The sequence below is a fragment of the Flavobacterium sp. LM5 genome, assembly GCF_002017945.1.
Lineage (GTDB): Bacteria > Bacteroidota > Bacteroidia > Flavobacteriales > Flavobacteriaceae > Flavobacterium > Flavobacterium succinicans.
Genome location: NZ_MUFX01000001.1, coordinates 1,428,690 through 1,440,744, shown reverse-complemented (window position 1 = coordinate 1,440,744; position 12,055 = coordinate 1,428,690). Strand labels below are relative to the sequence as shown.

Below are 12,055 nucleotides of genomic sequence, written 5' to 3'. Positions count from 1 at the left end.
GTTTTATAACTTTGTAAAAAACACAGCACATGTCAGTAGTAAAAAATTTTTCAGACTTAGATTTGACAAAAACCTACACCTATTCCGATTATTTGCTATGGCAATTTTCAGAGCGAGTGGAGCTAATCAAAGGATTTATCCGTAAAATGAGCCCTGCCCCAAGCCGAAAGCATCAAACGATTTCACAGAATTTGAATTGGAAAATTTATAGCTTTTTCGAAAATCGTCCTTGCAGTGTTTTCGTTGCCCCTTTTGACGTAAGACTTCCGATTGCCTCTTCAAAAAAAGACACTACTGTAGTACAACCCGATTTATGCATTATTTGTGATGAAAACAAATTAGATGATAAAGGCTGCAATGGCGCTCCAGATTTAATTGTAGAAATATTATCACCCAACAACAGCAAGCATGATGTAGATACCAAATTCAATTTATACCAAGAAAGTGGCGTAAAAGAATATTGGATAGTAGAACCCGAAGAACGTTTTGTTTTAGTGTACACGTTACAAAACGAAGAATACATCGGATTAAAACCCTTTTCTGAAGGGCAAATAATTAAAAGTCCACTGTTTTCAGAAATGCAAATTACAGTTGACGAGGTATTCAAAAGAATAAACAAAGAAAACCACTAAATGAAACCAACTCTTTCGCAAGGAAAATTATACTTAATTCCAACCACTATGGGCGATTGCGACCCTATGGATGTTTTACCACAAACCATCAAAAGAAGCATTGATTTTATTGACCATTACATCGTAGAAAACGAAAAAACGGCCAGAAAATCAATCAAAATAGTGCAACCCGAAAAAAAACAATCAGAACTCGTACTTTTTACCCTAAACAAACACACCGAAACCAAAGAGCATTTGGCCATGATTCAACCCTTGCTCGAGGGAAAAAACATGGGATTAATGAGCGAGGCCGGTTGTCCAGGCGTAGCCGATCCCGGAGCAGTCATTGTAAAAATTGCGCACGAAAAAGGCATTCAAGTTGTACCCTTAGTGGGCCCATCCTCGATCCTCTTAGCCCTTATGGCCTCTGGCATGAACGGTCAAAGCTTTACCTTCAACGGCTACTTACCTATCGAAAAAGAAGAGAAAAAATCGGCATTGAAATTTTTAGAAAAATTATCTTTCGACAAAAACCAATCGCAAATTTTCATTGAAACCCCATATCGCAACAACAAACTACTCGAAGATTTGATTCAAATCCTACATCCCGAGACCCATCTTTGCGTAGCCACCGATATCACTTTACCCACCGAATACATCAAAACAAAAAAAATAGCGGCTTGGAAAAAAGAAAAAGTAGACTTACACAAACGCCCTACTATTTTTATTGTGCACAAAATGTAAACTAGCCCATACATCTAGTACTATTATTTCTATTAGAAGCAGGAAGATTAGGCTTTTCAGGCCACATCGTCCCGTGATCCGTTATATCTTTACTGCCGAACCCCGGCAGCAAAGGATGCCACTCCTCCCGGGGCTAAAAGAGAAAAAATGGCATTCTTATAGGCAGTAAAAAAATACTCTTTCAGCAATTATTCCCTATCATTTAATTAGCAAGTCTTTCAAAAATAGTCCGCAAAAACAAATTCGTATCTCTTTAAATTCTTATTTTTGTAACAAAATTTAAAAGTAAAGTTAATATGCTCATCATAGGAATTGCGGGAGGAACCGGAAGTGGAAAAACAACAGTAGTACATCAAATCATGAATGAACTACCTGATGCCGAAGTGGGCATCATCTCACAAGATTCTTATTACAAAGAGAACAAAAACATGAGTTATGAGGAGCGTTCCAACATTAACTTTGACCACCCTAGGGCCATCGATTTTGAACTATTAGTAGCCCATTTAAAAGAACTTAAAAAAGGCAACATCATCAATCAGCCGGTCTATTCTTTCATCAAACACAATAGGACTGATGACGTTATTATTACCCATCCAAGAAAAGTAATGATTGTAGAAGGCATCCTTATTTTTACCAATCCTGAAATTCGAGAATTATTTGACATTAAAATTTATGTTCATGCCGATTCTGACGAACGATTAATTCGTAGATTACGTCGTGATATATCAGAACGTGGCCGTGATATGGAAGAAGTATTGAGTCGTTACCAACACACGCTCAAACCTATGCACGAACAATTTATCGAGCCTACCAAAGCCTATGCCGATATCATCATTCCAAATGACAAATTCAATACGGTAGCTATTGATGTAGTGCGCGCCGTGATTAACCAACGTATTTTGTAATTCTTTTCCAATCTAGCAACAATGATAAATTCATATAAAGACAAAAAATGGTTCAAACTACTTAGCAATAAGTATATTTGGGTAGGCTTATTTTTCATTGTTTGGATGACTTTTTTAGACAATTATTCTTATTTTGACCATCAAATGCTCAATAAGGAAATGGATGAGCTAAAAGAGAATAAAAAATATTACCAAGAGGAAATTAAAAAGGACAGCAAAAGCATTAAAGAATTACAAAATTCAGAACAGATAGAGAAATTCGCACGAGAAAAATATTATATGAAAAAAGAAAACGAAGACATCTATATCATAGAATTTGAAGGCGATACAATACAATAACAACAAACCTATACCAACACAATGGCGCAAAATCTATTTGAAGATTTCAATACTGTTTCGGCTAAACAGTGGAAACAAAAAATTCAATTTGAACTCAAAGGTGCCGATTATAACGAAACGGTAATTTGGAATTCTCCAGAGGAAATAAAAGTAAAACCATTTTACGACAAAGAAGATTTAAAAGGTAGCGCTAGCATTAGCACCCAAGCCACAGCCTTTAGTATTTGTCAAAATATTTTTGTTTACGACTTAGACAAATCCATAGAAAGAGCTTTAGATACCATCCAACGCGGAGCAACGAGCCTCCGTTTTACTATTCCTAATCAGAGCATCGCTGTAGAAAAATTGCTTGCAGCACTTCCTCTGGAAAAAATCGATATTTATTTCGATTTCCAATTTCTTTCAATCGATTTCGTTGCAAAAATTGACCAAATTGCTAAAGAAAAAGAAGCTACGATTTTCTGCTTATTGGATCCTATCGGACAATTAGCCCAAGACGGCAATTGGTTTTCAACCCCTGAAAAAGACAATTTCGAAACCCTCGAATTGCTTTTTAATAGCACCCAAAATTGCACTTTATTGAGTGTCAATATGGGACTGTATCAAAATTCAGGAGCCACTATGGTTCAGGAAATCGCTTATGGTTTAGCGCAAGCCAATGAGTACTTCAACCGTGTTCCGAATTGTAAAAAAAGTGTAGTATTTCAAGTCGCCATAGGTAGTAACTACTTCTTCGAAATTGCAAAATTAAGAGCTTTACGTCAACTTTTTGAAATTGTATCCAATGCCTATGAATTGGATATCGATTGTCATATTCTAGCCACTCCAACTAAAAGAAACAAAACGATTTACGACTACAATGTCAATATGTTACGAACTACTACAGAATGTATGAGTGCCATTTTGGGAGGAGCAGATGCAGTTGCTAATTTGCCATATGACGCCTTGTACCACAAAGACAACGAATTTGGAGATCGTATTGCTAGAAATCAATTGTTGATTCTGAAAAACGAATCGTATTTCGACAAAGTCAACAATCCAGCTGACGGAAGTTATTATTTAGAAAGCATCACCCAACAGTTAGCAGAAAAAGCACTTCAATTGTTTAAAGACATCGAAAAAAACGGAGGTTTCTTAAAGCAATTGAAAGAAGGTACCGTCAAAAGAAAAATCCAAGAAAGTGCCGACAAGGAACAAGCTTTATTTGATACTGGTAAAAAAATATTATTGGGAACCAACAAACATCCCAACCAAGCTGACCGAATGAAGCACGATTTGGAATTGTTTCCTTTTGTAAAAATCAATCCACGAAAAACACTGATTACCCCAATAATCGAAAAACGTTTGGCCGAAAAAATCGAACAAGAACGACTCGCCTTAGAGTAAGCTTATTCCAACCAAAACGATTCACCATTACTATTCGAGCCATGAAAAGAAAAGACCTTGAACATATTACCTTAGACCATTCCACAAAAAGTGCTAGTTTACCTAGTCACGAGCCTTTCCTTACAGCGGAAGGTATTACGATTCCACCTACCTATACCGAAAAAGACATTGAAACCTTAGAGCATTTGGACTTTGGGGCTGGTTTTGCGCCCAACTTACGTGGACCATATGCGACCATGTATGTTCGTAGACCGTGGACGATACGCCAATATGCGGGATTTTCTACTGCCGAAGAGAGCAATGCTTTCTACCGACGCAATTTAGCCGCGGGTCAAAAAGGATTATCCATTGCTTTTGATCTCCCTACGCACAGAGGCTATGATTCCGATCACGAACGCGTAGTTGGAGACGTTGGAAAAGCTGGTGTAGCCATTGACACCGTGGAGGATATGAAAGTGTTATTTGATCAAATTCCACTACAAGAAATGTCGGTATCGATGACTATGAATGGTGCTGTTTTGCCAATTATGGCTTTTTATATTGTAGCAGCAGAAGAACAAGGCGTAGCTCCAGAGCAACTTTCGGGAACGATACAAAATGACATTTTAAAGGAGTTCATGGTGCGAAATACCTACATCTATCCTCCTACTCCTTCTATGAAAATCATTGCTGATATTTTTGAATTTACCAGCAAAAAAATGCCCAAATTTAACTCGATTTCTATTTCTGGCTACCATATGCAAGAAGCGGGAGCTACTGCCGATATTGAGTTAGCCTACACACTAGCCGATGGATTAGAGTATATACGAACGGGTTTAGCCACTGGAATGAAAATCGATGAATTTGCGCCAAGATTATCCTTCTTCTGGGCCATTGGAATGAATCATTTTATGGAAATTGCAAAAATGCGTGCGGGTAGAATGCTTTGGGCTAAACTGCTAAAAGAATTCAACCCTGCGGATGAAAAATCATTGGCCTTGCGAACCCATTGCCAAACTTCTGGCTGGAGTTTAACCGAACAAGACCCTTTTAACAACGTAGCACGAACAGTAGTCGAAGCGGCTGCAGCTGCTTTTGGCGGAACTCAATCATTACATACCAACGCACTAGACGAAGCCATTGCGTTACCAACTGATTTCTCAGCAAGAATTGCAAGAAACACCCAAATCTATTTACAAGAGGAAACCCAAATTACCAAAACCGTAGACCCTTGGGAGGCAGTTATTATGTAGAAAGCCTTACGAATGAAATTGCCGAAAAAGCTTGGCAATTGATTCAAGAAGTCGAAGAATTAGGTGGTATGACCAAAGCCATTGAGGCCGGTATTCCAAAATTAAGAATCGAAGAAGCGGCTGCAAGAAAACAAGCGCGAATTGACAGTGGACAAGATATTATTGTAGGGGTGAATCAATACCGATTGGAGAAAGAAGACCCTTTGCAAATCTTGGATGTAGACAACCAAATGGTTCGTAAACAACAGTTGGCGCAATTGGAAAAAATCAAAGCCAACAGAGACTCCGAAAAAGTAAAAAGTAGTCTCGAAAAATTGATTCATTGTGCCAAAACCAATGAAGGCAATTTGTTAGAAATAGCCGTAGAAGCCGCAAGAAACCGAGCAACCCTTGGCGAAATAAGCGATGCCTTAGAAACGGTTTTTGGACGTTACAAAGCACAAATTAAATCCTTTAGTGGCGTGTATAGCAAAGAAATTAAAGACGACAAAAGTTTTGAAAAAGCCAAGCAACTAGCTGATGCTTTTGCCAAACAAGACGGAAGAAGACCCCGAATCATGATTGCCAAAATGGGGCAAGATGGACACGACCGTGGAGCCAAAGTTGTAGCCACAGGTTATGCCGATGTAGGTTTTGACGTAGACATTGGCCCTTTGTTTCAAACTCCAGAAGAGGCAGCCAAACAAGCCGTAGAAAACGATGTGCATGTTCTTGGCGTTTCATCCTTGGCAGCAGGTCACAAAACCTTAGTCCCACAAGTCATTGAAGAACTTAAAAAATACGGCCGTGAAGATATTATGGTCGTAGTGGGTGGCGTCATCCCAGTGCAAGACTACCAATTCCTTTTTGATGCTGGAGCTGTTGCTGTTTTTGGTCCTGGAACCAAAATTAGTGAGGCTGCCATTAGTATTTTGGAGATATTGATGGAGGAATAATTGTGTTTTCAAAACTGACAGGTTTTAAAAACCTGTCAGTTTTGCTCTGAGTCGTTGCCCTTTTTGGCCCTGGAACCAAAATTAGTGTGGCTGCGATTAGTATTTTGGAGATATTGATAGGAGAATAAATAGAAGTAAACCTGAAAATTACTAGGGAAGATGCTTGTCTTTAGCCCCGATAGCAGTGAAAATCCTCTGGTCTTGTGACAAAACAAGACCAGAGATTGTAGCGAATAGCGGGACGATGCTCACTAGAAAAGCGCTTTGTGTGTGCTCCAAAAAAAAAGCCATGACGTGAATCATAGCTTTTAAGAAAATTGAAATACTTAAATTGAATGAACTGTAGCGTTGTTATCGGCTACAATGTTGGAAGTGTCATAACCTCCAAACTTTTTCAAATAGCTTCTTAATGAAGTTCCGTAAGCGTCTCGGAAAAATTTCTTCCCATTATAACGGAAAAACTTTTTTACTGAACCTGCGCCTGCTAAATGCGCTGCGGCTAAAATTCCAGATTCTGTAATTAAAATCCCATCAATAACACTTCCTTCGTGTTTCTCAATGACTTTTTCTAAAAGATGTTTGTTTTTGGACAACAACGCTACGAATGCTTTTTCTTGCAATTCTGGGCTGTTCAAAAACTTTTTAGGACTTTTAACGCCAACCGCTTTGAGGGTTTGTACTCCAAATTGATATTTCCCTAAGTATCCTAAAGAATTCACTTTTTTATATTTTCCTCGTGATTCTTTGTGAGCTACTGCTTCTTTGAAACCAACAAACTGATTTTTGGTAAAGGGAATGTCAAAAGTTAAAGAATCTTTCAAAGGAAATTCGGCTTGTTTGACTTCCTTTTGCACCAATTGAACCTTGGGAGCGAGGCTCTTTTTCTCTTTTTTAAAACTCAAGCTTACATAGGCCACTAGGGCAATTAAACTCAAGAAAAAATACCATTTCTTTATCATAAATTGATTTTCTTCACGCGCTGTCACCTTGTGAAATTACTGCTGCAAAGATACCACTAAACAAAAAAGTAATTGAAAATCAAGCTGTTAAAAAATGTTAAAAGTAAAAGACATGGGCTTTAACCCCACTGTTTGAGCCAAATGACAAAGTAGGCGCAGGTACTTTTAAGGTGTTAATTAGTGAAAAAATAGTCTTTAATATAGAATTATTAGTCCGTATTTTCTGAAAATTAATATCAAAACTGAGGTAGAATTGTCGTTCGCGTTGATCATTTGGATTCAAACCCTGCGTCATGCCCTCGGCACCATAGCCAACTGCAAGATTAAGCCACTTGGGTAACGGTGCGTTAGGAAAAAAAGATGAAATATTTCCCGATAACCAATACGTTTGCCCGTTATAATCTTTTAAGAGTTGTTCCGAAAAACTATTGCCTAATTTGTTCGGATTTTGCGCAGCGAATGACGTGGTGTGGAAGGAAAATTTAGGGATAATGCGTTGCTCGTTCCAAAGTAATTCTTGCGAAACATAAAGTCCTGTTCCTACGGCATTGGCCAAGATATCGCCCGTAGAGGCGCCCCACTCGGCAGAAAAACCATCCATGATTTCCACTGCGGATAAAAAAACAAATCCCAGTGTAGCGCCATAAAGCAACTGATTTTTTTTACTCACTCCACTCCAATGCAAGGCCTCGGCACCAAAACGACCCAAATGATAGGATGAGTACATATGTCCGATTTTGTCCATTTGTAACCACTCGGCATTGTCATTGATAAAATGAAAGTTGGATTTAGGATAGTCCGCGTACCAAAGTTGATTCAATCCTAACAAGGCTCCTCCTCCCAATACCGTTTCGGTGATGATAACGGTATTTCGTCTTTGCATATTTAAAGAATCAGATGGGGTAAAAAAAGAGTTTGGAGCTACTTGCGCCAACAAAGGGCAAGTGCTCCAAAATAATAAAATCAATCGAAAGACTATATTTCGAGGTAAAACAATTATCGTTGCACACCTTGGCTGTTGATCCAATCTGAATATTTTTTAGCATTAATATTATGTTCCGGTAAAGTAGCTGCAAACTCGTGGTAACCAAAACGATCAACACTTGCACAGAAATAAATGTAATCGTGCTTTTCAGGAGTCAAAACCGCTTCGAGTGCCGTGATATCAGGCATTGCAATGGGTCCTGGAGGTAGGCCAATGTTTTTATAAGTATTGTATGGCGAATTTAAAAACAAATCGTTGTAAAAGACACGTTTTATGACTTGATCAAAATCATTACTTTTCTTCTTTAAGGCAAAAATCACCGTAGGATCGGCTTGCAAAGGCATTTCTTGTTGCAAACGGTTCAAATATACTCCAGCTATACGAGGTCTCTCGTCTCTTTTAACCGATTCTTTATGAACGATCGATGCTAAAATAGTAGCCGTAACTGGCGTTAGACCTTGTTTGGCTGCTTGTTGGGTGCGTTTTTCATTCCAAAAATTACGATATTCCTTGATCATTTTGTCACGAAATTTCTCGGCTGTAATGTTCCAATACACCTCATACGTATTGGCAATAAACATCACAAAAACATTCTCTTCCGTAAAACCATTTTCTTTCAAGAAAACAGAATCTTTGAAGGTAGTCAACAGCGACAAACTATCTGGTTCGATTTGAGAACCCACACGACCAGCTAAATTTTCTAAACGTTCTTGATTATTGAAGGCTAAATCTACGGGATCATTGCTGCGCATGGATTTGACTAATTCATAACTGTTCATTCCTTTTTTCAATAAGAAACGACCTGGCTTTACATTCTCAGCATAACTCATTTTGCCTGCAACCATTTCAAAGCGTTGCATATCTTCAACATAGGGTGCTATGAGTTTTTTGACAGCTGTATAATCTGAACCTGTTGGCACATAAACATATACTTTATCTTCATTGAATTTAGTATTGGCACTAAAGATTTGACGAATCAAAACAAAACCGTAAACTAAAAGTACCGAAGCTACCACAACAGCTACAATCGAAAGGATTTTTTTTACGTTCAAAATAAAATGATTAAAATTTGTGATTAATTAATTGATAAATGGCTTCGTCTTGATACACTCCATTGACTAGTACCCAATCTTTTTTTATTCCTATTTTTTGGAAGCCAAATTTAGTAAAAAGCGCCACACTTGCACTATTTTCTGTACCAATATTTGCATAGACTTGATGCAAATTCAAATCGTAAAACGAGAATTGAATCAACAATTCAAGCGCCTCAGAACCAATTTGTTGATTCCTTTTTTGGTCCGACTGTATGACAATACCCATACCTGCTCTTCTGTTTTTGGGATCAAATTCAAATAAATCGATTAATCCGATTGCTGGAAAATCTTGATCTTGACAAATTGCCAGTCGCAATTGTTTGGCTTCGTAAATATCCTGATGTGCGTTTTCGAGATACTGTTTGATCAAAAACCTACTATATGGCGTTTGTGTATTGCTCACTTCCCAAATGCTTTGGTCATTTTCCATGGCATACACAAACTCTAAATCATTCGGTTCTAAAGCTCGTAGATATACGTTTTTACCTTTTAATGTATTCATGAATTAAAGGTGCAAAATTTAAATTTCAATTTGTCCCTTGAACACAAACGCTGCGGGACCTTTTAAGAAAACTTGCGTGTATTGGCTCCCGTTTTTTTCAAAAGACACTTCTAGCTTTCCGCCTTCTACATTGGTATTTATTCGAGTAGCTGCTGTAACCCCCGTAGCATGCATGGCAATGGCCACAGCAGTAACTCCGGTGCCGCAAGCCAAAGTCTCGTCTTCTACTCCACGTTCATAGGTACGAACGGCAAAAGTATCGTCATTGATTTGGCTCACAAAATTGACATTACTTCCTGCTTTGCCATATAATGCTCCGTAACGAATAGCTGCGCCTTGCTCTTTTATATTATAGTTTTTTAAATCCTCTACTATTTGAACATGATGTGGCGAACCTGTATTTAGAAAGACGTATTCTGGGATGATTTTGATCTCAACAACATCAATCATTTGTAAAGAAACCAATCCATCAGGAGCAACAGTTGCATGATGCAAACCATCGGTAGCGATAAAAGTGGTCGCATTCTCAATAACGTTCAATTGTTTGGCAAAAGCTACCAAACAACGTCCGCCGTTACCACACATGGAACTCTCGTTTCCATCGGAATTGTAGTAGACCATTTTGAAATCAGTTTCGGTATCATTTTCCAACAAAATCAATCCGTCAGCACCTATACCAAATCGGCGATCGCATAATTTTTCAATAAGTTCAGTATTTTGTTTCGGAAAAAATAAAGATCGATTATCAACCATTACAAAGTCATTTCCAGTGCCTTGGTATTTATAAAATTCTAAAGTCATGTATATCATTTTGAAACACAAAAGTACAATTAATAATTATAGTTAAACACTGTTAAAGTACGTTAAACTCGTTTTTAGAAAATATTTTATGTGCTAAATTTGTCTCTAAATAACTAATAAAACTAAAATCTATTATGAAAAAAATCTCATCCTTATTACTAGTATCAGTCCTTAGTGGCGCCACTACCTTAGGTGGTTACAAACTTTTGTTTGATGACAACGGGTATTTTTCAAATAACAAAAAAGGTGTAGTAACTCTTGCTCAAGAAAATTACGGGAAAAATGTGGGACTCGCAGCTGAAGCAATAGATTTTACCGAGGCTGCTGAAAAAACAGTACACTCCGTTGTACACGTAAAAAACGTTTCTCGAAGAACCATTAGCAATCCTATTTTGGAATATTTTTATGGCTATGGCGGCGGACAACAACAAGAACAAGTAGGAACGGGCTCGGGAGTGATCATCTCTGAAGACGGTTACATCGTTACCAACAATCACGTGATTAAAGACGCTTCAGAAATTGAAATCACCCTCAATAACAAAAAAACCTACAAAGCAAAATTGATCGGTACTGATTCCAAAATGGATATCGCTTTGTTGAAAATTTCGGCCGATGAAAAATTACCTTACACCGTATTTGCCAATTCAGATAATGTAAAAGTAGGCGAATGGGTTTTGGCTGTGGGTAATCCATACAACTTAAATTCAACGGTAACTGCAGGTATCGTTTCGGCCAAAGCTAGAAACTTAGACGCGAGAGGTATTCAATCCTTTATCCAAACCGATGCCGCTGTAAATCCAGGAAATTCAGGTGGTGCATTGGTAAACGCCAGAGGAGAATTAATCGGAATCAACACGATGATTTCTTCTCCAACAGGAAGTTATGCTGGCTATTCCTTTGCCGTACCTTCGAATAATGCTAGGAAAATTATTGAAGACTTGATGGAATTCGGTAACGTACAACGAGGCATTCTTGGTGTAGAAGGTAGAGAATTGAATAGTCCCGCTTCTAAAGATTTGGGAATAAAAGAAACGGAAGGTTTTTACATCAATAAAGTAAGTAAAAACTCGGGAGCTGAAAAAGCAGGTTTACAAAAAGGAGATATTATAGTAAAAATGGACAATCAAAACATAACCTCGTATGCAGACTTGTCAGGATACATTAACACCAAACGTCCGAATGACAAAGTAGTGGTCAACTATATCCGTGAGGGTAAAAACAAATCGACCACAGTAACCTTGAGCAAAAACGAATATTTCAGTTCTGAATTTAAAGGCATTGAAGTAGAAAATATTGATGCAGCCGACAAAAAGAAATTCAAAATTGATTATGGGGTAAAAATCAAAGCCATTACCAACGAGCGTTACCTTCAATATGCCGAAGAATTACAAGGCAATATCATTTTGAGCATCGATAATGTGAAAGCTACAAATGTAGAAACAGTTTCTTCAATTATGAAAAACAAATCCGAACAACAAAGTGTTCGTATAGAAATGATCAACCGAAATGGTGAAATTTTCAGAATAATCATTTAAAAAAAAATAACTTTATACCAACAGCCA

The 12,055-nt window shown here is 37.8% G+C and carries 11 protein-coding genes and 1 pseudogene; 7 read left to right on the top strand and 5 right to left on the bottom strand.

Annotated features, from left to right (window positions below):
* Window positions 1–29 precede the first annotated feature (29 nt).
* From BXU11_RS06120 to scpA, 6 genes and pseudogenes are all read left to right on the top strand, one after another.
* On the top strand, window positions 30–632 hold the full coding sequence (locus BXU11_RS06120) for a Uma2 family endonuclease (RefSeq protein WP_078211361.1): 603 nt from the start codon (window positions 30–32) through the stop codon (window positions 630–632).
* A complete protein-coding gene (locus BXU11_RS06115; RefSeq protein WP_078211360.1) occupies window positions 633–1,355 on the top strand; it encodes an SAM-dependent methyltransferase in 723 nt (240 codons plus the stop codon).
* Between the two features lie 296 nt (window positions 1,356–1,651).
* On the top strand, window positions 1,652–2,260 hold the full coding sequence (gene udk / locus BXU11_RS06110; RefSeq protein ID WP_078211359.1) for a uridine kinase: 609 nt from the start codon (window positions 1,652–1,654) through the stop codon (window positions 2,258–2,260).
* Window positions 2,261–2,281: 21 nt separating this feature from the next.
* Window positions 2,282–2,599: a septum formation initiator family protein gene (locus BXU11_RS06105; protein WP_035717872.1), complete on the top strand. Its 318-nt coding sequence runs from the start codon at window positions 2,282–2,284 to the stop codon at window positions 2,597–2,599.
* Between the two features lie 21 nt (window positions 2,600–2,620).
* Complete coding sequence (locus BXU11_RS06100) at window positions 2,621–3,985, top strand: methylmalonyl-CoA mutase subunit beta (RefSeq protein WP_078211358.1); 1,365 nt, start codon at window positions 2,621–2,623, stop codon at window positions 3,983–3,985.
* A 41-nt stretch (window positions 3,986–4,026) separates the two neighbouring features.
* A pseudogene (gene scpA, locus BXU11_RS06095) lies at window positions 4,027–6,152 on the top strand (methylmalonyl-CoA mutase).
* A gap of 326 nt (window positions 6,153–6,478) precedes the next feature.
* On the opposite strand, the gene BXU11_RS06090 reads toward scpA, so the two are convergent.
* The 5 genes from BXU11_RS06090 to dapF form a co-directional block, all read right to left on the bottom strand.
* A complete protein-coding gene (locus BXU11_RS06090; RefSeq protein ID WP_078212111.1) occupies window positions 6,479–7,111 on the bottom strand; it encodes a peptidoglycan-binding protein LysM in 633 nt (210 codons plus the stop codon).
* Window positions 7,112–7,208: 97 nt separating this feature from the next.
* Complete coding sequence (locus BXU11_RS06085; protein ID WP_078212109.1) at window positions 7,209–7,994, bottom strand: DUF2279 domain-containing protein; 786 nt, start codon at window positions 7,992–7,994, stop codon at window positions 7,209–7,211.
* Between the two features lie 113 nt (window positions 7,995–8,107).
* On the bottom strand, window positions 8,108–9,148 hold the full coding sequence (gene mltG / locus BXU11_RS06080) for an endolytic transglycosylase MltG (RefSeq protein ID WP_078211357.1): 1,041 nt from the start codon (window positions 9,146–9,148) through the stop codon (window positions 8,108–8,110).
* A 10-nt stretch (window positions 9,149–9,158) separates the two neighbouring features.
* Window positions 9,159–9,692 (bottom strand): GNAT family N-acetyltransferase, encoded by a 534-nt coding sequence (locus tag BXU11_RS06075; RefSeq protein WP_078211356.1) that lies wholly within the window; start codon window positions 9,690–9,692, stop codon window positions 9,159–9,161.
* Between the two features lie 18 nt (window positions 9,693–9,710).
* Window positions 9,711–10,493, bottom strand: coding sequence for a diaminopimelate epimerase (dapF, locus tag BXU11_RS06070; protein ID WP_078211355.1), 783 nt, complete (start codon window positions 10,491–10,493; stop codon window positions 9,711–9,713).
* A 134-nt stretch (window positions 10,494–10,627) separates the two neighbouring features.
* Here dapF and BXU11_RS06065 point away from each other — a divergent pair, with 134 nt between their 5' ends.
* The gene (locus BXU11_RS06065) at window positions 10,628–12,028 is read left to right on the top strand and encodes a Do family serine endopeptidase (protein WP_078211354.1); all 1,401 of its coding nucleotides are present in this window, start codon (window positions 10,628–10,630) and stop codon (window positions 12,026–12,028) included.
* Window positions 12,029–12,055: the final 27 nt, after the last annotated feature.